Source organism: Arthrobacter sp. 01T419, assembly GCF_056398865.1.
On the sequence record NZ_JBFTQF010000002.1, the window covers coordinates 296,993 to 319,641 of the forward strand.

Consider the following 22,649-nt stretch of genomic DNA (forward strand, 5'->3'; position numbering starts at 1 on the left):
GGCTCTCGTTTGCATTGCTTCAACCAGCAATTCTAGGCGGAGACAGTCCCAAACCCGTCATGGCAGGCGTGCCGCGAAACCTGAAAGTGCTCGTGGAACGCTTTCAGGCCGGGGCGTCAGACGGCGGAACAGCGCCTACGGCGACAGCTCGGTCGAGGCGCTCGACGTCGATCGCTCCGCCACTGTTGTCGAAGTCGACGTGGCGGGCCGCTTTCCATTCGCAGGCGTTGGCCTGGGATGCCACCCAGAATTGCTCCCAGTTGTTAAGCTTCCACTCGTCGCGCTCGTAGCCGCGGGCAACAAGACGCTCCCTGACAGCGTGACCATCGGTTCGAACATGCACCACGATCAGCTCGGCCTCGGGCCAATGGTGCTCCCGACGGGCGTTGATGAGGTAGTCCGGATCGGCGAAGAACTTGCCAAAAGGTGCATCCAGGACCACGGAGCGGCCAATGTTGAGGTTGTCACGGGTGAGGTCCAAAATGGACGCGTATTCCAGCGGCAGGATGGCCTGCTGGTAGAACTCGTTGTTGTCGCGCTCGTTCGGATCGGAGCCGTTGAGCGTCAGGAGCAGCTCCGTGAATCGCTTGGTGGCGGTGTCCTTGTCGATATAGACGGCACCGTAGTGTTCGGCGAGGAGCTTACTGACGCTGGACTTGCCGGAGCCTGCCGGCCCGATCACGAAAAATACCTGCGGCATGGTTGCCTTCAACTGTCTGTTCTGCATTGAACTCTGTATCAAATTCTTTCAAAAGGCTGCTGTGGCGGGTAGGCATTACTGCCGTCCCCGCCACAGCTGCAAAAGCTACGCCGTAACTGCGGCCCGACGGTCCTTGACGAAGAAGCCGTAGGAGAGCGCACCCACTACCAACAGGACTCCGCCGATCAAGAAGACGAGGGTGTAGTTGCCACCGGTCTCTGTGAGGATGAAGCCCGTGACGATCGGGGCCAGCGCTGCGCCCAGGAAGCCGCCGAAGTTCTGGATGGCGCCCAAGGATGCAACCTGCGTGGGTTCTGCGATGTCCGCGGCCAAGGTCCAGAGCACACCGATCGGCACCTGGGCGGCGAAATAGCCGACTGAAAGCAGGACGATGGCCAGGGCACTGTTGTCGACGTAGGCAACGGGCAGGACGGCCGCAGCTGCAAGCAGTGCGCCTCCGACGATCGGGAGCTTGCGGGCGGTGACGGTGGGGATGCCGCGACGGATCGCTTTGCCGGAGATCACGCCGCCGGTCAGCACACCGATGATGCCGCAGAGGAATGGAAGGGCCGCGAGCCATCCGCTCTGGCTGAGGCTGAAGCCACGGGCGGTCTGCAGGTAGCTCGGCAGCCAGGTGAGGTACACCCAGACCGTGTAGAAGATGCCGAACGCGCCCAGAACCATGAACCAGGTGTTCTTCTGCTTGAGGAGTTCGCCCCAACCGGCTTGCTTTTCCTTGGGCTTGGACTGCTCTTCGAACTCGGCACCCTTGATGAGGAACTGTTCCTTCAGTGTGGGGTCGCGGTAGACGCGGAGCCACACGAGGGCGATGATCACGCCGAGTGCGCCGATGACAATGAACATGCCGCGCCAGGTCATGGTCAGCAACAGGAAGGTCAGCAGGGGCGGGGCGATGGCGTTGGCGATCTGCGAGCCTGTGTTGACGATCGAGACCGGCAGGGCGCGCTCGGTCTTGTTGAACCAGCGGTCGGCGACCTTCAGCCCGGAGGTGAAGAACGGGGATTCGGAAATGCCCAGTGCCACGCGGGCGGCGTACAGGAAGCCGAAGGAGTTGGCGAGGGCGGACAGCATCGAGATGATGGACCAGAGTCCGGCTGCCCAGGCGAACATCCGCTTGGGACCGTATTTGTCCACGAGATAGCCGGCCGGCAAGTTTGCGATCGCGTACGGCCACGAGAATGCCGAGAGCAGCAGCCCCATCTGGAGCGCGTTGAGGCCGAATTCCTTGGCAATGGTGGTATTCGCGATGCTGAGGTTGTTTCGGTCCAGGTAGTTCACGATCCCGCCGATAACCAGCAGAGCTACCAGGTACCACCTGATTCTCACGCGCCTCAGGGGCTTGGTATCCGTGGCGTCAATATCTGCTGATGCTTGGCTCATGCAGCTCACTCCTTTGTGTTCTGACCGACAGTCTTTGTCGGGTTGTGCTTTCGCCGGCTCCTGCCGGGTTTGTTTGCCGGCCGGTGCCGGACTCCGGCTGCGCCGGGTTTCGGCTTGCGCCGCGTTTCGGCTAGCGCCGGGCTTCGTCGATTGCTGCCAGGAAGGTCTGCGCAGCGCGGGCAACGAGTCCGTAGTCGCCGTCGTTCTGGGCCGCCTTTGTCACAAAACTTCCCACGCCGACGGCGGTCACACCGGCGCCGAACCATGCGCCGACATTCGCGGGGGTAACTCCGCCGGAAGGCATGATGGGTGCCTGCGGCAACGGCGCGAGGATGGTCTTGACGTATGAAGGCCCGCCCAGTTCAGCGGGGAACAGCTTGATGATGTCGGCTCCGGCTTCCAGGGTGTTGACGACCTCCGTCGGGGTGAAGGCCCCGCTGGCGGTGACAGCTTGGTAGCGGTTCCCGACGGCGATCATTTTGGGGTTGAACTGCGGGCTGACCAGCAACCGCGCGCCAGCCGAGATGGCCGCGAAGGCGGCCTCTGCGTCGAGCACGGTCCCGGCACCGATCACGATGCCCTGGTCCCCGTATTTGTCGGCAAGCCGCTCGATGACTCCCAGGGCGCCGGGAACGGTCAACGGGACCTCCACTGCACGGATGCCGCCTTCGATGGCAGCTTCCGATACGCGATAGGCCTCGTCGGCACTGTCCAGGCGGGCAATCAGCAAGGCGCCGGTGCGGACGATGGTCTCTAGTACTTCGAATTTGTTTAACATCATTTAAGAGATTACCCCAAATATTCACAAATCGGAACAGTCTGTGAAAACTTGTTAAGATGGGGTTGTCAACCAACGAAGGAGCAGCCTTGAGCGCGTCATCACCTCCCCTGATCCCGGAGCAGCGCCACCAGGAGATCCTCCGCTTGCTTCGCCGCGAGGGGGTGCTGAGCATCCGCAGCCTCACGGAATCCATGAACGTTTCCCACATGACCATCCGGCGCGACATCACAGCCCTCGAGGATGCCGGGCACGTGTTGTCGGTCCAGGGCGGGGTGCGTCTGGCCGAGAGGACCAGCCAGGAACCGCCGCGTGAAAGGGAATCCCGTGCGCAACTGGAGTTGCCGCGCAAGCAGGCAATCGCGGAGCTCGCGTCCCAGTTCGTCGAGGACGATATGGTCTTGTTCCTCGACGCCGGCACCACCTGCCAGTCGGTGGTCCCCTACCTTGGCGCCCGGAAGAACATCACGGTGGTCACCAACGATTTCTACGTGGTCACGTCGTTGTTCGCGTACCCGAACGTTGAGACTATCCACACCGGCGGCGTGGTGGATGCTTCCAGCGCCTCAAGCTCAGGCCGCATGGCAGCCGACGCCATCAAGCACATCAACATCGATCTGTTCTTCATGAGCACGGGCGCATGGAGCCTGTCCCGCGGCGTCACTACGCCGTCAATGGACAAGGTGGAAATGAAACTGGCCGCGCTCGACTCGGCGTCGCGCTGCTTCCTGCTCGCTGACAGCACTAAGTTCGGCACCTTCGCCAAGTTCCGTGTGACGCCGATCGAGCAGCTTGACGCCGTTGTCACTGACGACGAGTTGGCGCAGGACACTCAGGAAAACATCCAGGAACTGGGCGTCACGGTACACGTCGCGGCCACGAACGGCTCCGGACGCTAACGGCGGTCTGGAGAACTTTAACCGAATCTGAACCGTCACGATATTGCCCAAGCGACTTGAGGTTAGGCGAGGCAGCGGCGATGACCGCCAGAGTGTCGGAGTCTTGTCCGGCGGTCGAAGCCGATGCTGGTCCGGACTGTCCGAGCAAGAGAGCCCGACCCGCAATTCCAGCGGCCAGTGATGAAATCGTTCTATTTGGCTTCATGTTTCCCCCAATATTCGTGTAGTTTCCATCCTTTGTCTTCAGGGCTGCTTCAAAGCAGTACACGAAAAATATCTGCTCTGACGGTCTCTAGGTGCCAATAAGTTGAATATTGAGTGTTCGATCAGGGGGAATTAGGTGCTGGATTGGGTATTGCACGGACGGATGCGGCCATAGGAAAGCTCAGCACAGATCGACCAGAGTCTGCCGCCGGCGACTATGAACCGGATATTTGGGTTGACGCCCACGCTGGGCGCGAACTGGCAGCAGATGCCCCCAAAATCGACTTTTGAGGGCAGCTGCTGCCTGTTCGGGCGAGCTTTCGCGCTGCGAGTTGGTGGGGCGACCTTCTTAGTGGTGCGCTTGCGTTTCCTGGAGCCTCTTGATGAACCAGCGTGATTGTTCGGGCCCGTAGGGAAGCACCGGGATCGCTTTGGTGGCGTCCGACGGCGTGTCCCGGATCGACTGCCTCGCTTGCCGTACCGCTGTGGACATGGTGTCCGCCATGGTCTTGACGAACTGGTCGCTGCAGGGCTTGCCGTGGCCGGGGATCAGGAATTCGTAGCGGTGGCGAAGGGCCGAGATGTGCCGAAGGGCGTCTGCCCAGTCCTCCGGGTAGGAGTCCTCGAACGAAGGATGTGCGCCTTGTTCCACAAGGTCACCCGCAAAGAGCGTGCTGGGCGTTCCCACCAGGAGGTCGCCGTCAGTGTGGCCGCGGCCCAGGTAGAACAGGGTGGCGGTCAGTCCGCCGAGGTCAACCAGGACCGGTTGGTCCTTGACGATCGCATTAGGGATGACGATCTCGACTGCGTCGCCCTTGCCCGCGGCCATCTCGGGTTCGGTGGCGGCGACGAAGCGGCGCTGGTGGTCGCCGTCGTCGTCGATCGTGGCTGCACAGTTGACGTGCCCCCAAAACTCGGTGACGCCGTCGTCGGCAAAAACGGCGTTACCGAAGTAGTGGTCGTAGTGGGCGTGGGTGTTCACCACCACCAGCGGCAGCTGGGTCTTTTCGCGAACAGCGGCGAGGATCTGCCGGCCTTGACGGGGGCCGCATCCGGTGTCGATCACCATGGCTCGTTCCGTACCTATCACGAGGCCCGTGTTGAGCAGGCACCCCTCGGTCTCCAGCACGTAGTTGTCCGGGCCGACTTCGAGCCATGCTGACATTGTTTCTCCGTCTTCAGATGCGTTCCGGCAGTGTTCAGGCCTCGATTCTACCCACGGAGAGCTGGGAGGAACGGGACGAAAGGCGCAGTTGAGGCCCGGTCCGTTCGAAATGCAATGCGTAGGAGGGGCTTGAGGACCAATGCTCGGGAAAGCTACGCTGTCGGAGTTGGCGATTGCTACTTGTTAACTAGGCAAGAGAAGTTGGGAACGCGGAGTACTTTTTGGGGAGTTGCCGAAAGGTTCGGCGGCCTGCTCGGGGGAGGACGTGATCGTGGTGCCGGATACCGCGGACGGTGGAAAGGCCAGTGTCGCTTTAGGCGTCGACGGACTTCTCCATCTGCGTTGGCGTCCCGGGGTCGACATTCAAGTTGAAGATGCCCGGGCGGCCATGGCGAAAGTCAACGAGCTATGCCAGCAGGAGCAGCATCCAATGCTTGTAGACATGGCCACAGTCGCTTCCGTCAGCCGAGAGGCCAGGAGTATATGGTCTATTCCCTGCGGCGCTTCGCGCATCGCTTTGTTGGGTACGTCGCCTGTAGACCGGGTCCTGGCGAACTTCTTCCTCGGAGTGCACATCCCGCCTTGCCCGACTCGTTTTTTTACATCGCGCAGCGAGGCCCTGGACTGGCTTAATTCGGGTGTGTGAGCCGCGGATGTGCTTCCTGCCGCTGCCGGCAGGGATTACGTGACCTCGAGCGAGAGCGTTGAGGACCCGCGCCTGCAGCAGTTGGTTGACGGGGTTGTCCGATTGGCTGCCGGCGATCTGGACGCACGCATTGAACCTTCGGAGCATCGGGATGACATTGATGCTGTCATCACGGGAGTCAACCTGCTCGCAGAAGAACTGGGCCACATTCATTCGGAGCTCGAACAGCGGGTGGCCGCACGCACGGCGATGCTGCGGCGAACGCAGGTTGAGCTGGAACAGATGGCCAAGACAGATGCCCTCACCGGACTTGCAAACAGGACGCTGCTTACCGAGCGGATCCAGGAAGCGATCCTGTCCTGCACGGACGGCGGAAGAGCCCCGGCCGTGTTGCTCCTGGACCTGGACTCATTCAAGGCCGTCAATGACATCCTGGGCCATAGCGCCGGTGACGCCGTGCTGGTGGAGGTTGCCAAACGTCTCCGCTCAGCCGTCAGGCCACAGGATACTGTGGCCCGCCTGGGCGGGGATGAGTTTGCCATCCTCATTACCGCGGCCACGGAAGAGGAGATCATTCGAATTGCGTACCGCGCATCGGAGTATCTGCAGGACAGCATGTTTATCGGGATAGAAACGGTTTGGGCGATGGCGAGCATCGGCGTTTGCGTCGGCAAGCCGGGGTACCGGGCGGAGGCGCTGATGCGCGATGCCGACATAGCCATGTACCAGGCAAAGGCGCGGGGCCGCAACAATGTCCAGCTCTTCCACCCGGAGATGCTAGACGCAGTCCAGGAACGGTCGCGAATAACCGCCGAACTACGCACCGCCGTTGCCGGAGGGGAACTGGCGCTGCTGTATCAGCCGGTGGTCGAATTGGCTTCCGGCCGCGTCATCGGCATCGAAGCACTCCTCCGATGGCATCACCCCGTCCGCGGAACCATTATGCCGGGCAGCTTCATTGGCATCGCGGAAGAAACCGGCTTGATCTTTGAGCTGGGACGGTGGGTGCTGCATGAAGGTCTCGCCCAAATGGGGCGCTGGAACCAAACCGACCCGGACCTGACAGACTTTTGTCTGCACATCAATCTCTCTGCCGCCGAACTACTTCGAACCGACTTGCTGGAGGACATCAGCGACACACTGGCCAGGTATGACGTGGATCCGCGGCGTCTGGTCCTGGAGATCACCGAGACCGTATTGATGTCCCGGGGAACCGGACAGGAACAAGTCCTGAGCAGGCTCCGGGAGCTCGGCGTCGGGCTGCAAATTGACGACTTCGGTACCGGCTATTCGTCCATCAGCTACCTTCGGTCGCTTCCGGCAGACACAGTGAAGGTCGATCAGTCCCTCATCAAGGACATGGAATCGGACCCCCGGCAGCAAAACTTCGTTTCGGCCATTCTGCAGCTGATTTTCGCTGCGGGGCTCAACGCGACCGTGGAAGGCATCGAAACCGCCGAGCAGGCGGCCCAGCTGCGGGCCATGGGTTGCCTTTACGGGCAAGGCTACTTTTACGGGTATCCGGTACCGGCCGCGGAAATACCGTATCAACTCCGCCAGCCCGCGCGGCATCTGTAGAGTTAGCGCATGTCGAAGCTTTGGGACCAGATGCTGCTTGTCCCCACAGTAGTCCGCCTCGCTTCCCGGGCACCGCGAAACCCGGACGCCGCGTGGGAAGGATACTGGCGCGGAATCCGCACTACCGGCCGTTCCGGAGACGTGCTTTGGGACTCCGACTCTTCGGCCGAGCGTGCGCAGTACTCCGACGCAATTGCAGCTCACTTCGATCCAGCTCTCCCGGTAGTTGACGTCGGGTGTGGCAACGGAACGCACACCCGCTGGCTTGCCGGCCTGTTTCCACGAGTTCTCGGGATCGACGTATCCAAGGGGGCGATCGAGATGGCGGGCAAGGAAGCAGCAGGCATCCAAAATGCCGACTTCATGGTTCTGGATGCTTCGGCGGCAGGTGCCGGAGAGCTCCTGTTGGAGCGGCTGGGGCCGGCCAATGTCTTTGTCCGCGGAGTCTTCCACGTCCTGAAACCCGGCAAGCAGGCCGCCATGGCTGCCAACCTGCGAAAGCTCATCGGGAACAGAGGCCGGGTGTTACTGGCCGAAACCAACTTCCGCGGAAATAGCCTCGGTTACCTGACCGAGCTCGGCGCCACCCGGCAAAGCATGCCCCTGCAGCTGCGGCGCGCCTTGGAGAACCTTCCCCGGCCCGGGCATTTCGGTGCAAGGGAACGGCATGGCGTATTTTCGGACTCGGACTGGCAGTTGATTGCGGACGGCCCGGTTAACATCGAAGTGGTCCCGATGAACGCCAACGGTCTTCCGCAGTGGGTTCCGGGATATTACGCGCTTCTGTCAGGCGCGGAAAATTCCGGGACAGAACACGGAAGGGCGTAACTGCTTCCCGTGCGCACCGCACGTTACATCCCAATGAAGATTTCGTTTCAATCCGGGCCGTCCGGTTTGTTTAGCTGTATTATTCCTTTTGTTTGCAGGTCCCGGGCTCAGCCGGAGCTAAACGCAAAGGAATAATTTCATGTCGAAGCGGAAACCGTCTTTGAACAACGCCGGGATGCGGGCCAGTCCGGAGACTGTGGAGCCGCCCGTCAAGCAGTTGCGTGGGCTGCGCCGCCAGGTCCTGGAAATCATCGATGAGGTCTTGTCGGACTCTTCGCAGGCAACGGATGCGGTGCGCGAGCAACTTCGCCAGCACATTGCTGCCCACCCTGGGCGTCCGGAAGAGGCGCTGTTGGCGCACTTGACTTCGCTCAGGTCGGAACAGGCAGGCCAGCCTGACCCGGCCCCGCAAGACGACCCGGCCCCGCAAGACGACCCGGCCCCGCAAGACGACCCGGCCCCGCAAGACAACCCGACCCCGCAAGGCGCCCCAAGCAGCCAGCGCCCCAGCAGCCCACGGCTCGAGGCGGTCCTCAGGGACCGGATGCTGATGACCGCCTTCCAGCCCGTTTTCGACCTCACCACTGGCATCGTCGTCGGCGCCGAGGCTTTGGCCCGCTTCGTCAGCGACAGCGGGGACCCTGCCGAATACTGGTTCGCGGAAGCCGAGGACAAGGGACTCCGAACGGATCTTGAATTCGCGGCATTGGAGTCCGGGCTCAAGGCCGCGCTGGATCTGCCGCCCCACCTTTTCGTGGCGTTGAAGCTTTCCGAGGCGGTCTGCCTGGATCCGCGCCTTCCCGTGCTTTTCGAGCAAACTCCGGTGGCGCCCGCACGAGTGATCCTTGAAGTCTCCGGGAAGTTTCCCCCGGACCAGGCCGATTCGCTCGACGCGGCGGTGGCGCCGCTGCGCAGCGCCGGCATGCGCCTGTCCATCGAAAACACCGGTTCCTTCTTCCCCGGGGCCAGCCATATTCTTCGGCTCAAGCCGGAGATGATCAAGCTGGATTGGAATCTGACTGCAGCTCTCAACCGGGATCCCCTCCGGCAGGAACTCGTGGAGGCGGAGGTCGGGTTCGCGCGGAAGATCGGTGCGGTCCTGACCGCCCAACGCATCGAAACCGAGGCCGAACTTGCCACTCTTAAAGGCTTGGGAGTGACCGTCGGACAGGGTTTTCGCCTTGGGCGGCCCTCGGTCCAGCCCCGCGAATGGGCCAAATGGGGTGGGCGTGCCAGGCATCTCGCCTCCCCCGGCGGTCACGGCAGGACCCTGCGGACCTGGTTGAACCTGACCTGACAGACCTGGCGCTTCAGAAGAGAGGCGCCTCAGGAAGTTACGCGGCGGTCCGGGCCTCGATGTTGGTCTATCAGCCAAGCGGCCATCTGCTGGGCGCGCTTGGACGCCAGGACGTCTCCTTCTGTGGCCGCGATGATGGAGCCTTTCATCAGGATGTGCCAGGAGCGTGCGAATTCCTCGGTGCGCTGCAATCCGGCTTCCTCTGCCAACTCCTGGATGTGTCCCCTGATCCTGGCGAGGTAGCCGATGCTGGCTTTCCCCAGCGGATGTTCACGCCCCATTTCAAGCAGGACGTTGATGAACGAACACGCCTCAAAATCCTCCCGCTGGAACCAGTCACCGAACACGTCGAAGATGGCGAGCAACTGCTCCTCGGCGGTGTTTCCCCGGCTCCGGGCGTCGGAGATGATCAAGTCCACGGTCCAGATCTGGTCGCGAAGCGCGAGGAAGGCAAGAACCAGCTCGTCCTTGGACGGAAAGTGTCGGTAGAAGGTCGCCTTGGCTACTCCTGAACGCTCGATGAGCTGATCGACCCCGACAGCGCGGATCCCGCGCCGCGAGAACAGTTCGTAGGCGGCGTCCAAGATGCGATCCACCGCGTCATCACGGGTGGTCGTTTGTCCGGCTGGCATGGAGGACGAACCGGGTGCATCCGAGGCATCTGGGGTACTCATCGCGATAGCAATCCTACTCTCACACCCACAAGACAGACCTGTCTGTCAGGGCCCTTTTGCGTGAACTCGGCACAGGCAACCCGCGACGTCGGCGCGCACCCCTTGCTTCTCTCGTGGCCTTCTGCTTCGCTGGCACTACCGGGCCGCCGCCGCGCTAACTCCGGTGTGGGCCGTGCCCCGGTTGAAGGGAAGTGGGACCGTCATGACTTCTCTGTGGCTACACGCGCGCGGGCCGGACACGGACTCCGCAGTCGCTACCAGCCCCGATGAATTCACGCCCGGGAACAGTTACGACGCCGTGGTGGTCGGAGCCGGAATCACGGGCCTCGTGACAGCGCTCATGCTGGCGCGGACCGGGAGCAACGTGCTGGTTCTCGAAGCCCGACATATCGGCGCGGTCAATACCGGAAACACCACGGCCAAGTTGAGCTTGCTGCAGGGCACCACCCTGTCTGCGCTGCGTAACCAGTATCCCGTGGACGTGGTCCGTGCCTATGTTGACGCGAACAGGGCGGGGCAGAAGTGGCTGCTTGAGTACTTTGAGGGGCGGGGTGTGCCGTTCCAGTATCGGGATGCGTACACGTTCGCCACCACCCCGGCCGGCGCGGATCGGCTCCGCGCGGAAGCCTTCGTGGCCCGGGCTGCCGGACTCAACGTCAAGTCCACCCGGGAGACGGGGCTGCCGTTCGACGTCGACGACGCCCTGCGGCTCGCGAAGCAGGCCCAGTTCAACCCCATGGACGTGCTGGACGCGCTATCTAAGGATGTTCGGGCTGCCGGCGGGAGCATCGTGGAGGGCGTGCGGGTCATGAACGTCCGCAACGGCGATCCGCTGACAGTGGTCACCCGGAAGGGCGAGGTCACCGCTCGCAACGTAGTTCTTGCCACCGGGACACCCATCTTGAACCGTGGTCTTTACTTCGCCAAGCTGCGGCCGAATCGCTCCTATGCCGCTGCCCTTCGGCTTCCGGACGGCATGAGCCCGCCGCCGGGAATGTATCTTTCGGCCGAGCCACCCACCCGCTCTCTGCGGGACTATCCAGTGCCCGACGGCGGGAGCTTGCTTTTGGTGGGCGGGTTCGGGCACGCGGGCGGCCGGGCGCCGTCAATGCAGGCCCATGTGGACGAGATGCTCGCCTGGGCCGAGCGTCACTACCCGGGCGCTGAGGTGACGCACACGTGGTCGGCCCAGGACTACCAGGCCACCAATCTCATGCCGTTCTTTGGCAGGTTCCCGCGCGGCCGGGGCAAGATCCTGTTCGGCACCGGCTACAACAAGTGGGGCATGACCAATGGTGTCGCGGCGGCGCTCGACGTGGTTTCGGACATCACGGGAAGCGGGCAACTCCCGTGGGCACGGACCATCCACCGCCGGACCACGGGTCCCCGCGGGGCAGCGTCGGCAATATCGTTCAATCTCGAGACACAACGGCAGAATTTCGGGGACAAGGCTGCCCTGAAGGAGAAGCCACCCATCACGGAAGAAACCAGCCCCGCCGAGGGCGCGGGCGTCACAGGGCTTTTCCACGGGAAACCTGCGGCGGTCTGCACGGTAGACGGCGTGGTGTGCAGGGTGTCCGCGGAATGCGCGCACCTGGGCGGCATCTTGCACTGGAACGACGCCGAGAAGTCCTGGGACTGCCCCCTGCACGGCTCGCGCTACTCGGCCGCGGGAAAGCTGCTGGAAGGACCAGCGACGCACAATTTGTTCAAGCTGCAGTAGGGGGTACGTGGGCGGTGTTCAAAGTTCCGATGTGAATCAGCTTGCCACCTCTGGCTGGCACCCGACGCCGGCAACAACGAGTACTTTCTCCTGACACTCCGGTCCGCTTCGTTTATCAGTATTGGGTATCTGCTTAGCTGAAGTAGACCGGCGTATGACCGATTCCTGCCGCGGATGCCGTGCGCAGGAATGGACCATCCCAATACCTTTGGGGACAATTTCAGGACTGGCTCAATACCGACGACGCCTGTGGGAATACCTAGCAAAACTGTGCTGGCCGGATGGATTTCTCTGCCCAAATGCGGCGTCCGCGAGTACTGGCGTACGGGTGCTGGGCTCTGATGTGCCAGGGATGCTCACGGCTGACATCGATGACAGCCGGAACCATTTTTGACCGGATCCGCGTTCCGCTGCGCACCTGGTTTGCCGCGGTCATTTCCTAGCGTGCACCCGGCGGGCGGCTACACAAGACAGGCTGAAAGGAGTCTTCCCATGCTCGTTCGGCGTCAGACCGCCAGGGACCGTCGGGCCGATCGCGCTTGCAGGTAGCTCCCTTCCTTGCAGTAACAGCACAGGTAGTCACACACAGCGAACGCTCGCCCCAGAAAATTAGACGAGTAATTTCCACTCATGCCCTGATCAGCCCGCGTAGGTACGCTCTTTGCGTTCAACCCCTGATCTACTTCACGCCGTTCGCCGGAGCGGTTGGGGGCAGACCACGTCATAGTTGGGCCAAGATTTCAACGACAGGGAAAATATGATGACCGGGCACCCGAGGACAATTACTCTGGTTTTATCGGCCCTTTCAACCATTGCACTTACGTTTGCTCCAATCCCGGCGCAAACGGCCGAAGCAGCGATTCCCTGCCCCACATACGAGTTCATAGGTGCTCGTGGCTCGGGAGAGAACCCGGTCCCTAGTTACGCCAGCGGTCATTACGGAATGGGCGACGAGGTCTTCGATGTTTATCAGAACCTCCTTGCCAAGGTCATAGCAAGTGGGTCGAGCATGTCCGTCCACGGAGTCGTCTATCCTGCGGTCCCAATGAACCCCCCCGACCCAGCAAGTAGTGCCAACGTCCTTGCCAAGCTCGGGCACGTCGCCTTCAACTCTTACGATTCTTCAGTCGGAGCGGGCTCCAAAGACACGATCGACGTGATGACTGCGGTCCACGCGACTTGCCCCGGCACCCACTTCATTCTGTCTGGGTACTCTCAGGGAGCGGAGGCGGTCGGAAACGCCCTCGAAAGCATATCTCCCGACCTGAAAGCTATGGTCACGGCAGTGGCGCTCTTCGGCGACCCGAAATTCAATGCAGCCGACACGGGCTCAGATATTGGCTTCTTTGATCCCTACCATGACGGAATTTTTGGGCCTCGAGGGACATTCAGTACCAGCCTCGATAAATTTCCCTACGTATTCAGTACGTCCTTCGGCTTGCCGAAGGTATGGCGCGACATCATTGGTGCTCCCGTGTTCTCCTACTGTCACGGATTCGATCCTGTGTGCAATGCAAATTCTCTGGTTAGTTCAATTGCGAACGTTACGACGTACGCCAGGAGCTTGAGTCAGATCTATGGGGAAATTACGGTTACCGGAAACCCGGCGGCGACGCATCTCAGTTACAAAGATGCCAAAGACACCCTGATAGCTGCCGACCGGCTAGCCTTCGCGATGAACCTGACGACGCCTAAACCAACCAGTTCCACGCCCATCGACTTGGTATTTGTTATTGACTCGACCGGATCAATGGGCGGGGAAATTGCAGGCGTCCAGAACAGCGTTGTCCAGCTCGCCAACACGATCTCCACCACAACGTCGAGCTACCGCCTGGCATTGGTTGACTACAAAGACGATCCGGCCAATGGCAGCGCCTATCAATCCAGACTCGACGTGCCGTTCACAACTGACCTGACAAGCTTCACCACTGGCGTCAACAGCATCATCGCCGCGGGGGGAGGTGACACACCGGAAAGCATGTACTCCGGTGTAATGACTGCCCTTAACCTGCCTTGGAGGGCTGGTGTCAAGAAAGCCGTGATCGTTATCGGGGACGCACCCGGCAAGGATCCAGAGCCGGTCACCGGAAATACCCTCGCCAGTGTCACGGCCAAGGCGTTCGCGGTCGATCCGGCACAGGTCTACAGCGTCCCGCTCAGAGGAGACCCCGCCGCCGTCTCATTTATGACAGCCCTGTCCCAGGCAACGGGCGGCACCGTCACGCAAGCGGCCACGACGAGCGACTTCATCACGAGCTTGAAATCGGTTATCGTTCAAGCGGGAAATGCTCCGGTTGCAGGGCTAACGCTCCCAATCTCAGCCACTGTTGGTTCACCCGTCAAGCTGAGCGCAGCAGGCACCTCCTCCAACCCTGATGACCCGGTTGTCGCCTATGACTGGAACTTCGGAACGGGCACCCCGTCAGGAAGCTACGACCAGACAACAACCAGCCCCATAGTGTCGACAACCTTCACGAGCGCCGGTCCCCGAGACATCAAACTCCGGACACGAACAGCCAGCGGCTTGTCCGGACTCGCGACCGGCACGCTCCAGGTGACCGCCACTCCACAAGCAATCCCAGGAGCACCGTTGAACTTACGAGCATTGCCCGGAGACGGACAAGTCACCTTGAATTGGACAGCACCCAGCAACCACTCGGCGAACTACTACATCGTCGAAAACGGTGCAGGCACAGCTTTGCTTGCCGTGCTCCCTTCCGCACCCGGCCAAACTGCGCTCACGTGGCAAGCCACAGGACTCGTCAACGGAGCACCACAAACCTATCGAGTCCTAGCTGGAAACGAATCCGGTGTAAGTCAGGGGGCCGGACCGATCACAGTCACGCCCATCGCCGCACCCACCACGCATGACGCCAACGACGACACCCATCACGACAACGCCGACACCCATCACGACAACGCCGACACCCATCACGGGGGACACCGCTGGAACTAAGTCACCGCCGACTGAGGAGTTTCTGACCGAGGCTGCCAAGTACTACCCGGTGCTTGGCGCGACAACGGGACCGATCGTGTACCCAGGAACTGAGCATCTGCTTGAAGTCACTCCGCAAATGCGGAACTCACCAGGCTCTTCAGTGGAGCGGGATCACTGTTCGTGCACTTGACGTGTGCGGGGATGTCGGATCCGAGCTGGGTGAAGTGTTCGTGCTTGTAGCCGAGGTCGGCGAAGCGCCGCAGACGTCCGACGCGAACATCCCCGGCACATCCAGATCCCGGCACCCGTGCGCCAGTAGTCGCCGCTCCGCATCTCGGGCAGACAAAACCGTCCGGTCATCGCAGCTTGGCCAAGTATTCCAGACAGGCGCCATCGGTGCTGAACCAGTCCTGGAACTGCCCAAACGTCTTGGGGTAGTCCACGCCCGCACGTGGCTTTGCGGTACCAAATCCGCCATGCGGCAAGCTTACTTCAGCTAAGCAGATACCCAATTTATCAGTTCAATCCGGACCTGGCCCCCGGGTCGGGGCCGTTTGGAACATGGACCACGATGCCTCGTACGGACCGCTCGACCGGTTAATTGTCGAAGTCGGCGATCAATGCACCGGCATGTCGGGACCGGGTTCGGGGATCACTGTGTTCAATGATGACGGCACAACGTTCGTGGAAGACTCCTATACCGTGACGGCTGGGGCGCCGGCCGTCACTGGCAAGAAGCTGTTCGGTCTGGATCTCAGCCAGGCCCAGTTCGTCCTGGTCAACGCCGACCGCACCATGTTCTCCGACACCAGCCTGCCCTCCAGTCCTAGCGTTTTCCGCGCGGCGGAGCAGGCGCAGACCAGCATTTTGCTGTTCAACCCATCCACCCACCGGGACGTCTCCCTGTACTCGGATTTTCCCTACTTCCAGCTCAGCCCTTACCATCCACTGAGTTACATCGCTGCAATCAATGACGACATGGCTGCACTCCAGCTAGACAAGGGAGTCGTGACTTCGCTGCAGAAGACGCTCGAAAAGGCCGCAGAATACATCAGTGGAACGTCGTCAAACCACAACGCTAAAGCTGAATTGGAACTCCGCAGATTTGTCAATCAAGTCAGCGCGCTCAGCGGGAAGAGCATCCCGGTAGATGCTGCCAACGGTTTCATTGGCACAGCGCTCGGGCTCATCGACTTGCTGCCCGCCTGCTCCTAGTGCCTGTCAGCGATACCGCGGCCAGTTCGTTGAGTGGGTGGCCGTTGCGGCGCCGGACCCGTTCGTAAGACACGTTCACGCTGCGGACAGAGCCCAGGATGCGGTGTTGGGGGTGTGAGCGGCGCAGGGCACGCAAATCCCTTCCGGCAATGGCGAAAACGTCGTAGGCTGTGGCGCACGACGTCAGTCGCGCTCGGGGGGGCAAAATATGAATAGGAGCTTCAATTGCGAAGACTACATATTTTTGCCCCTGCCCTTGTATGTCTCTCTTTGATGGCAGGCCTCATTATGGCCGCACCGGCCTACGCGAGTATCGCGCAAACTGACACGGCACCCCGGGAGCTGGAAGATCAGCTCGTAAATGTCGATACCAGTCGCGTCGTCCAGTCCACCATCAATGAGCAGACAGCGTTGCAGATTTCGGAGGACCTTCTTGGGTCCGCTGATCCAGCGCGATATCTTGCTGGGCTATCGGACGATGGCCGCGCAATTTTCAAGGCCTATGCCACGGTCGACCGCACGGTGACGGAGACCTCTTTTACACCGCTTGACGACGCAGCGAAACTATCTGCGGCAAAAGGGATGACGCCAACGAGTACGTACCAGGTTTCCGCAGTGGGTTGCTGGGTCGGGACAGGCTACCGCTATGGAACAAATCTTTGGGGTGCACATCTTTGGAGACTGCAGCTCAATGGGGGATATTGCTCCTCAGGGAGCTACATCTCCAGTGCGTGGGAAGACAGTTCCTTCGCAGAGACTTATTGGATTGGATGGAGTCACCCTGGGCGCACTGGCGGTGGCGCGGGAATCGTTTCTAACCAGGGACGGTCGTGGACGCAGCACAAGTTTGTCTACGGAGCCGGGGGCTGGAACGTCCAAGAGCAACTGCCGTGCCTTCGGGTTCTTGGCTACACCAGCGGATCCTACGGTGTCGACCAGGGATGCGGAATCTATTAGGACAGGAGTTTCAAAATGATCACGAACGTGAACGGTACCGAAAGCGGTGTCCTGTTGTCCCGCCTGTGCGTAATTGTCGGGGTCATTGGCGGGCTCTTGGCAGTCCTGCAACCGCTTCTGGGGGCTGCGCTGTCCGTGATTGCGCTGGTATGGGCTCTTGCCGGTCAGCGCGGCACCGGTCAGCGCGGGTACCGCATAGCACTCTTAGTCAGCCTGGCCGCATTGGTAATGAACATTGCAGTTCTGCTCACGTCACTGTCTGTTGGAACATCCGTTCCCGATCCTCTCCCAGCTGTGAAAATCAGCTAAGGGACGAATGGAGGAAACTGTTTGAAGGGTGGGCGGCTCTGGCAGAGCCGCCCACCCTTCTCCGTTTCCGGATTTCAGTCGGAATCTAAAGCTTCCTCCCGCTTTGCCTTAGCAGAGTTCGACTGCCTGTCCCCCTGGCGCATGGTGTGGCCGGCCAAGACGGCTTGGCCGGCCACAGACTTAGCCGGGCCGAAAGGCAAAGTCTCACGCCCGGTATTTCAGGGGGGCTGACATTTCGGGCGTGCCATCCGGGGGGACGGGGTGCATCCCCCACGACGAAGCTATGGCCGAAGAAGACCGATAGGTGGCCGTTTGCTTGAATTGAGTGGTGATCGCCGCGAAATTGAGTGGATATGCAGCCACCCTCAGTGGCATGCGGGCCAGGAATTCGTAGTTGGGCCAGACAAGGCCGCTGATCTTCAGCCATCGATCGGGCTGATGCTCGTTGCGGCTCTGCCGGTCATGGTCTTGATCATCGCTCAGATCGTAGTGCTTGTACTGGCTCTCACCGACAAGGAGTTGACCGGGTTGACCCGCCTCGCGTGGGCAATTGTCATCGTCTTCGCTCCCCTTATCGGCTTGATCGCCTACATGTTTGCAAAAGGGTGGCCAGCGAATCCGGGGGCTGCGCTCAGCAGCCCGAACAGGAGCAGGCTAGAAATATTGGCTGGCCCGGGAAACTCGGGCACTAATCGAACATCGACAAGTGGGGCCCCGCATAATGCGAGGCCCCACTGCTATTTGAATCACCCAAACGCCAACACCGATCGACTACTGATCGTTGCTGCGGAAATTTCGGCCTACAAGTCCGCGAGCACCGTCCCGGGGTTCTCGATCGCGTCCGCGACATACCGCAGGAACCCGGCAGCGGTCTCGCCATCGCACACCCTGTGATCGAACGCGAGTGTCAGCTCGGTGACCTTGCGGACGGCCAGCTGTCCGTCCACTACCCAAGGCTTGTCGATAATGCGGCCCACGCCAAGCATCGCTACCTCGGGATAGTTGATGATCGCTGCTGAACCGTCAACGCCGAATACTCCGTAGTTGTTCAGCGTGAAGGTACCGCTGGCCAATTCAGTTGGAGTTGCCTTGCCGTCACGCGCGACGGCGGTGAGCCGGCGGATCTCCGCGTCCAGTTCGCGAGCGCTCAACAGATGGGCGTTGCGGACTGAGGGAACCACGAGTCCACGGTCTGTCTGGGCAGCAAAGCCAAGATTGACGCCATCGAAAGCGATGATCTCTTGCATCTCCCCGCCCGCAGTGTCCTCGGTGGTGACGATCCGAGTGTTGAGTTCCGGGAATCTTTTTAGCCCAGCTGTGACAAAACGGGCGATGAACGCAAGCAGTCCAGGAGCGCCATGCGGATCCCGCTTCTTGAGTTCTGCACGCATCTCCAACAGCGCAGTTGCGTCAACGTCCACCCAGACAGTTGCCTCAGGGATCTCGGACCGGCTGCGAGTCATGTTCGCAGCAACAGCTTTGCGGACTCCGCGGACCGGAGTACGGGAGGCGATGGATAGGCCGGTTCGCGCATCCTGGACACCGGTGGCAGTCTCTGCCACGGCAGGCACCTCCACAGGCACGGTCTCGCGCACGGCACCACCAATGGCAGCCTCAACATCCCGTCGCAGGATAAGCCCGCTCTCCCCCGAACCAGGCACGGCGTCCAGCGAAACCCCATGGTCCCGAGCCATCTTGCGCACCAACGGGGAAATCACGGCAGACAGCTTCCCAGGGATCCGGGTCCGGGACAGCGAGAGCTCACCAAAGTCAGGCGCCGACGCTACGGCAACAGCAGAAGCGGAAGCCTTCCGCGGCCGGCTACGCCGAGCCTCGCCGCCCCCGGATGTGCCATAGCCAATGAGCACGTTCCCGGATCCTGCCTTTTCCTCGGTCCGGTACGCCTCGGCAGCTGCGGAAGGAGCGGCAGAAAGAGCACGCGAGGCGGCAGGCGGAGCCGCAGCGGCATCGTCCGCCGAAGCTGACGAAGCCTCGGGCTCAGCCGCAACCGAAGCACCAACGGGAGCCACAGAGATCAGCGGCTTCCCGACGTCGAGCGTTTGACCGGCTTCGCCGTGGAGCACGGCGACGATGCCCGCGTACGGCGAGGGCACTTCAACCATGGACTTCGCAGTCTCAACTTCGGCGATCGGCTGGTCCACGCGGATCTCGTCGCCCACGGCCACGAGCCAGTTGACGAGTTCGGCCTCGGTAAGGCCCTCCCCCAGGTCCGGAAGCAGGAACACCTGCATTTCTGAGCTCATGGTCAGTTCTCCCATTGAAGGTCGTCAACGGCGTCGAGGATGCGGTCGACGCTTGGCAAGTAGTAGTGCTCCAGCTTAGGAGCCGGGTACGGGACGTCGAAGCCGGTGACCCGACGGATGGGCGCGGCCAAGTAGTGGAAGCAGCGTTCCTGCACGCGGGCCACAATTTCGGAGGACACGGAGGCAAAGCCGTGAGCCTCAGCGATGACAACCGCTCGGCCGGTCTTGCGCACGGAGGCGCACACGGTTTCGTCGTCGAAGGGCACAATCGAGCGGACATCGATCACTTCAAGGGAGCGGCCTTCTTCAGCGGCTGCAGCCGCGGCGGCTAGCGCCGTCGGGACCGAGGGGCCGTAGGCGATGAGCGTCGCGTCAGTTCCGGGACGCGCGACGGCGGCGCGCCCCTCGCTGCTGGATCCTGTCGCAGCGTTCGAGGCGTGCTCGGCGCGCAGGGCGCCCAGGTCCACTTGGTCTTTGGACCAGTAGAGCTTCTTGGGCTCCATGAACATCACGGGATCGTCGGAATCGATGGCCTCGCGGAGCATGCGGTAGCCGTCGGCCACGGTGGCCGGGGTGTATACCTTCAAGCCTGCCGTATGGGCGTAGTAAGACTCGGAAGAGTCGCAGTGGTGCTCCACGCCGCCGATCCCGCCGGCGTAGGGGACACGGATGACCATGGGCAGCTTGACGGCGCCTTTGGTGCGATTGTGCATCTTGGCCACGTGGCTGACGATCTGTTCGAAGGCCGGGTAGGCGAAGGCGTCGAACTGCATCTCGATCACCGGACGCATTCCGTTCATGGCCATACCCACGGCCATGCCTACAATGCCGGACTCGGCAAGCGGGGTGTCGAAGCACCGCTGCTCACCGAAGGTGGCCATGAGGCCATCGGTGATGCGGAAGACGCCGCCCAAGCGGCCAACGTCTTCGCCGAACACCAGAACGGACGAGTCAGCTTCCATGGCGTCCGCCATCGCGGTGTTGAGTGCCTTGGCCATAGTGATGGTCTGGGGGCCGGAGGCTTCGGCGACTGCTGCTGCGCTGGCTGCCGCGCTGGCGGTGGCGGAGCTGACGTCGCCTGTTGCCGCGCGCTCGGTGGCCTCGGAGGATGTGGTGACGGCGGGGCTCATTTGCCTGCCTCCTGGCTGGATGCTTCACGGGCGAGTTCATCGGCGAGCATGGCTGACTGCTCCTTCAGCTGCGGAGTGGGGGTGGAGAAGACGTAGCGGAAGAGGTTCTGCGGGTCTACCGGGACGTCCTCCCCCAGGCCTTCGCGAAGCTGCGCGGCAACTTCCTCGGCCTTGGCCGCAATCCGACTGGAACCGTCGTCGTCGAGCAGTCCACGGCCGGTGAGATACGAGGTCATGCGGCTGATGGGATCCTTGGCAGTCCATTCGGCCACTTCACTGTCCTCCCGGTAGCGGGTGGCGTCGTCAGCGTTCGTGTGGGCCTGCATGCGGTAGGTGTGGGCCTCGATCAGGAGCGGGCCGGAACCTTCGCGTGCCAATTTCACAGCGCGGTCCAGCACCGCGAGTAGCGCGACGAGGTCATTGCCGTCAACACGCTCACCGGCCATGCCATACCCCACGGCCTTGTGCGCCAGCGAGGGCGCCACGGACTGGTGGCTCAGGGGCACTGAGATGGCGTACTTGTTGTTCTGGACAAAGAAAATCACGGGAAGGTGGAAGACGGCTGCGAAGTTGAGTGCCTCATGGAAGTCCCCTTCGCTGGTGGCACCGTCACCGCACATCGCCAGCACAACGGTATCCTCGCCGCGCAGCTTGGCGGCATGGGCAACCCCGACGGCGTGCAGCAGCTGGGTGGTCAGCGGAGTGCACTGGATGCCAACCTTGTGTTTGGTGGGGTCGTAACCGCCGTGCCAGTCACCGCGGAAGATCGTCATAGTCTCCACGGGGTCAACTCCCCGGGACATGACGGCGACGGCGTCACGGTAGGTGGGGAACAGCCAGTCGCCTTCGCGAAGGCACAGGGCAGCGGCCACCTGGCACGCCTCCTGGCCGTGGCTGGACGGGTAGACGGCCATGCGGCCCTGCCGGACGAGGGCGGAGTTCTGGTCATTGACGCGGCGCCCGACGACGAGCTGTTCGTACGCTGCCATAAGTTCGGAGTCGCCGGGGATGGGATATTCGTGGCCGGGTTCAGTGCCCTGCTCAGCTTCGGGCTTGAGCGTGCCCGAAGGGTCCACCATTTGGATCTGATGGCGGGCCGGCAGCATGTAGTCTTCCACGCTGATTCCGAACTTGCGCCGCACTTCGGAAGCTTGGTCGTTTGCTTCCAGGTCGTCCGGCCGAGCGTCAGCCAGACCCTGGGCCTCGTGGTCTGCGGAGATCGTCATTGGTCCGTCCTTCTGTATCCACTATTTGTCACCAGTATGTTCCCTAGCGAAGTTTCGTATCCAGCTCTGGGCAGAATCATGGAAAAGCTTGCCGGAAACGTCTAACCTGAAAGACAAATTGCAAATGTGAGCTGGATAACTGGCCCACGCTGTGGACGAATTGGAGATGCGATGGCCGAGGCCGAAGCGGATCAAGTGGAGGTACCCCTGGACCAAGTGGACAGGGACATCATTGCCGAGCTGACGCGGGACGGAAGGATGTCGGTCACCCAGGTGGCGGAGAACGTCCATATCAGCAGGGCGCACGCGTACTCGAGAATTTCCCGTCTGACGGGCGAAGGCGTGCTTACGAAGTTCACAGCGCTGGTGGACCCCATCAAGGCCGGCTTGAAGTCATCGGCCTACGTGACGCTCAAGGTTCAGCAGCACTCCTGGCGCGAGCTTCGGGAAGAGCTTCGGCTCATTCCAGAGGTGCAGCATATTGCCTTGGTGGGCGGCGATTTCGACGTCATCCTGCTGGTCCGCGCCACCGACAACATTCATCTGCGTAGGGTCATCTTCGACCGGTTGCAGTCAATGCCGGGCGTGCAGGACACTCAGACGTTCCTGGTGTTTGAGGATCTGGATACGCGGTAGGAGATCAGGTGCAAGGATCGCTACCGAATACGCGCGGATTCCCAGTACCCGGACAGATTGACCGGCCATCACCGCCAACGG

General features: G+C 61.6%; 19 protein-coding genes. 11 read left to right on the plus strand and 8 right to left on the minus strand.

Going from position 1 to position 22,649, the window contains the following annotated elements; translation table 11 throughout:
• Positions 1–103: 103 nt before the first annotated feature.
• The 3 genes from AC1DLO_RS05050 to AC1DLO_RS05060 all read right to left on the minus strand — a co-directional run bounded on the left by AC1DLO_RS05050 (position 104) and on the right by AC1DLO_RS05060 (position 2,882).
• Positions 104–727, minus strand: coding sequence for a P-loop nucleotide/nucleoside kinase family protein (locus AC1DLO_RS05050; RefSeq protein WP_476889474.1), 624 nt, complete (start codon positions 725–727; stop codon positions 104–106).
• Between the two features lie 78 nt (positions 728–805).
• A complete protein-coding gene (locus AC1DLO_RS05055; protein WP_476889475.1) occupies positions 806–2,101 on the minus strand; it encodes an MFS transporter in 1,296 nt (431 codons plus the stop codon).
• A gap of 130 nt (positions 2,102–2,231) precedes the next feature.
• Positions 2,232–2,882 carry a bifunctional 4-hydroxy-2-oxoglutarate aldolase/2-dehydro-3-deoxy-phosphogluconate aldolase gene (locus AC1DLO_RS05060; protein ID WP_476889476.1) on the minus strand — a complete coding sequence of 217 codons (651 nt, stop codon included), beginning with the start codon at positions 2,880–2,882 and terminating at the stop codon, positions 2,232–2,234.
• A gap of 86 nt (positions 2,883–2,968) precedes the next feature.
• Here AC1DLO_RS05060 and AC1DLO_RS05065 point away from each other — a divergent pair, with 86 nt between their 5' ends.
• Entirely contained in the window at positions 2,969–3,778 is an 810-nt protein-coding gene (locus AC1DLO_RS05065; protein ID WP_476889477.1) for a DeoR/GlpR family DNA-binding transcription regulator, read from the plus strand.
• 553 nt (positions 3,779–4,331) lie between these two features.
• On the opposite strand, the gene AC1DLO_RS05070 is transcribed toward AC1DLO_RS05065, so the two are convergent.
• A complete protein-coding gene (locus AC1DLO_RS05070; RefSeq protein WP_476889478.1) occupies positions 4,332–5,147 on the minus strand; it encodes an MBL fold metallo-hydrolase in 816 nt (271 codons plus the stop codon).
• 274 nt (positions 5,148–5,421) lie between these two features.
• Between AC1DLO_RS05070 and AC1DLO_RS05075 the strand changes: the two genes are divergently transcribed.
• From AC1DLO_RS05075 to AC1DLO_RS05090, 4 genes are all read left to right on the plus strand, one after another.
• On the plus strand, positions 5,422–5,793 hold the full coding sequence (locus tag AC1DLO_RS05075; protein ID WP_476889614.1) for a DUF7793 family protein: 372 nt from the start codon (positions 5,422–5,424) through the stop codon (positions 5,791–5,793).
• A gap of 39 nt (positions 5,794–5,832) precedes the next feature.
• A complete protein-coding gene (locus AC1DLO_RS05080) occupies positions 5,833–7,371 on the plus strand; it encodes a putative bifunctional diguanylate cyclase/phosphodiesterase (protein ID WP_476889479.1) in 1,539 nt (512 codons plus the stop codon).
• A gap of 9 nt (positions 7,372–7,380) precedes the next feature.
• Positions 7,381–8,199, plus strand: a complete 819-nt coding sequence (locus AC1DLO_RS05085) for a class I SAM-dependent methyltransferase (protein WP_476889480.1) — start codon at positions 7,381–7,383, stop codon at positions 8,197–8,199.
• A 139-nt stretch (positions 8,200–8,338) separates the two neighbouring features.
• Positions 8,339–9,496, plus strand: coding sequence for an EAL domain-containing protein (locus AC1DLO_RS05090; RefSeq protein WP_476889481.1), 1,158 nt, complete (start codon positions 8,339–8,341; stop codon positions 9,494–9,496).
• Positions 9,497–9,525: 29 nt separating this feature from the next.
• On the opposite strand, the gene AC1DLO_RS05095 is transcribed toward AC1DLO_RS05090, so the two are convergent.
• On the minus strand, positions 9,526–10,128 hold the full coding sequence (locus AC1DLO_RS05095) for a TetR/AcrR family transcriptional regulator (RefSeq protein ID WP_476889615.1): 603 nt from the start codon (positions 10,126–10,128) through the stop codon (positions 9,526–9,528).
• Positions 10,129–10,372: 244 nt separating this feature from the next.
• Here AC1DLO_RS05095 and AC1DLO_RS05100 point away from each other — a divergent pair, with 244 nt between their 5' ends.
• The 5 genes from AC1DLO_RS05100 to AC1DLO_RS05120 all read left to right on the plus strand — a co-directional run bounded on the left by AC1DLO_RS05100 (position 10,373) and on the right by AC1DLO_RS05120 (position 18,206).
• On the plus strand, positions 10,373–11,893 hold the full coding sequence (locus AC1DLO_RS05100; protein ID WP_476889482.1) for an FAD-dependent oxidoreductase: 1,521 nt from the start codon (positions 10,373–10,375) through the stop codon (positions 11,891–11,893).
• A gap of 760 nt (positions 11,894–12,653) precedes the next feature.
• Positions 12,654–14,849: a cutinase family protein gene (locus tag AC1DLO_RS05105; protein ID WP_476889483.1), complete on the plus strand. Its 2,196-nt coding sequence runs from the start codon at positions 12,654–12,656 to the stop codon at positions 14,847–14,849.
• A gap of 543 nt (positions 14,850–15,392) precedes the next feature.
• Positions 15,393–16,046 carry a hypothetical protein gene (locus AC1DLO_RS05110; RefSeq protein ID WP_476914416.1) on the plus strand — a complete coding sequence of 218 codons (654 nt, stop codon included), beginning with the start codon at positions 15,393–15,395 and terminating at the stop codon, positions 16,044–16,046.
• 972 nt (positions 16,047–17,018) lie between these two features.
• Positions 17,019–17,312 carry a hypothetical protein gene (locus AC1DLO_RS05115; RefSeq protein WP_476889485.1) on the plus strand — a complete coding sequence of 98 codons (294 nt, stop codon included), beginning with the start codon at positions 17,019–17,021 and terminating at the stop codon, positions 17,310–17,312.
• A gap of 462 nt (positions 17,313–17,774) precedes the next feature.
• Positions 17,775–18,206 carry a PLD nuclease N-terminal domain-containing protein gene (locus AC1DLO_RS05120; RefSeq protein WP_476889616.1) on the plus strand — a complete coding sequence of 144 codons (432 nt, stop codon included), beginning with the start codon at positions 17,775–17,777 and terminating at the stop codon, positions 18,204–18,206.
• Here AC1DLO_RS05120 and AC1DLO_RS05125 read toward each other — a convergent pair.
• From AC1DLO_RS05125 to pdhA, 3 genes are read right to left on the minus strand one after another with little or no spacing between them, the layout of a single operon-like run.
• On the minus strand, positions 18,113–19,576 hold the full coding sequence (locus tag AC1DLO_RS05125; RefSeq protein WP_476889486.1) for a dihydrolipoamide acetyltransferase family protein: 1,464 nt from the start codon (positions 19,574–19,576) through the stop codon (positions 18,113–18,115). The genes AC1DLO_RS05120 and AC1DLO_RS05125 overlap by 94 nt on opposite strands.
• Positions 19,577–19,578: 2 nt before the next feature.
• A complete protein-coding gene (locus tag AC1DLO_RS05130; protein WP_476889487.1) occupies positions 19,579–20,706 on the minus strand; it encodes an alpha-ketoacid dehydrogenase subunit beta in 1,128 nt (375 codons plus the stop codon).
• Positions 20,703–21,932: a pyruvate dehydrogenase (acetyl-transferring) E1 component subunit alpha gene (pdhA, locus tag AC1DLO_RS05135; protein ID WP_476889488.1), complete on the minus strand. Its 1,230-nt coding sequence runs from the start codon at positions 21,930–21,932 to the stop codon at positions 20,703–20,705. Before pdhA ends, AC1DLO_RS05130 begins: the two co-directional genes overlap by 4 nt.
• Before the next feature lie 171 nt (positions 21,933–22,103).
• Between pdhA and AC1DLO_RS05140 the strand changes: the two genes are divergently transcribed.
• Positions 22,104–22,568 carry an Lrp/AsnC family transcriptional regulator gene (locus AC1DLO_RS05140; protein ID WP_476889489.1) on the plus strand — a complete coding sequence of 155 codons (465 nt, stop codon included), beginning with the start codon at positions 22,104–22,106 and terminating at the stop codon, positions 22,566–22,568.
• Positions 22,569–22,649: the final 81 nt, after the last annotated feature.

Excerpts from the sequence above, each read along its gene's own strand:
- AC1DLO_RS05050 (WP_476889474.1), bottom strand. The coding sequence starts at position 727 with ATGCAGAACAGACAGTTGAAGGCAACCATGCCGCAGGTATTTTTCGTG.
- AC1DLO_RS05055 (WP_476889475.1), bottom strand. The coding sequence starts at position 2,101 with ATGAGCCAAGCATCAGCAGATATTGACGCCACGGATACCAAGCCCCTG.
- AC1DLO_RS05060 (WP_476889476.1), bottom strand. The coding sequence starts at position 2,882 with ATGATGTTAAACAAATTCGAAGTACTAGAGACCATCGTCCGCACCGGC.
- AC1DLO_RS05070 (WP_476889478.1), bottom strand. The coding sequence starts at position 5,147 with ATGTCAGCATGGCTCGAAGTCGGCCCGGACAACTACGTGCTGGAGACC.
- AC1DLO_RS05085 (WP_476889480.1), top strand. The coding sequence starts at position 7,381 with ATGTCGAAGCTTTGGGACCAGATGCTGCTTGTCCCCACAGTAGTCCGC.
- AC1DLO_RS05090 (WP_476889481.1), top strand. The coding sequence starts at position 8,339 with ATGTCGAAGCGGAAACCGTCTTTGAACAACGCCGGGATGCGGGCCAGT.
- AC1DLO_RS05095 (WP_476889615.1), bottom strand. The coding sequence starts at position 10,128 with ATGCCAGCCGGACAAACGACCACCCGTGATGACGCGGTGGATCGCATC.
- AC1DLO_RS05100 (WP_476889482.1), top strand. The coding sequence starts at position 10,373 with ATGACTTCTCTGTGGCTACACGCGCGCGGGCCGGACACGGACTCCGCA.
- AC1DLO_RS05105 (WP_476889483.1), top strand. The coding sequence starts at position 12,654 with ATGACCGGGCACCCGAGGACAATTACTCTGGTTTTATCGGCCCTTTCA.
- AC1DLO_RS05110 (WP_476914416.1), top strand. The coding sequence starts at position 15,393 with ATGGACCACGATGCCTCGTACGGACCGCTCGACCGGTTAATTGTCGAA.
- AC1DLO_RS05115 (WP_476889485.1), top strand. The coding sequence starts at position 17,019 with ATGATCACGAACGTGAACGGTACCGAAAGCGGTGTCCTGTTGTCCCGC.
- AC1DLO_RS05120 (WP_476889616.1), top strand. The coding sequence starts at position 17,775 with ATGGTCTTGATCATCGCTCAGATCGTAGTGCTTGTACTGGCTCTCACC.
- AC1DLO_RS05125 (WP_476889486.1), bottom strand. The coding sequence starts at position 19,576 with ATGAGCTCAGAAATGCAGGTGTTCCTGCTTCCGGACCTGGGGGAGGGC.
- AC1DLO_RS05130 (WP_476889487.1), bottom strand. The coding sequence starts at position 20,706 with ATGAGCCCCGCCGTCACCACATCCTCCGAGGCCACCGAGCGCGCGGCA.
- pdhA (WP_476889488.1), bottom strand. The coding sequence starts at position 21,932 with ATGACGATCTCCGCAGACCACGAGGCCCAGGGTCTGGCTGACGCTCGG.
- AC1DLO_RS05140 (WP_476889489.1), top strand. The coding sequence starts at position 22,104 with ATGGCCGAGGCCGAAGCGGATCAAGTGGAGGTACCCCTGGACCAAGTG.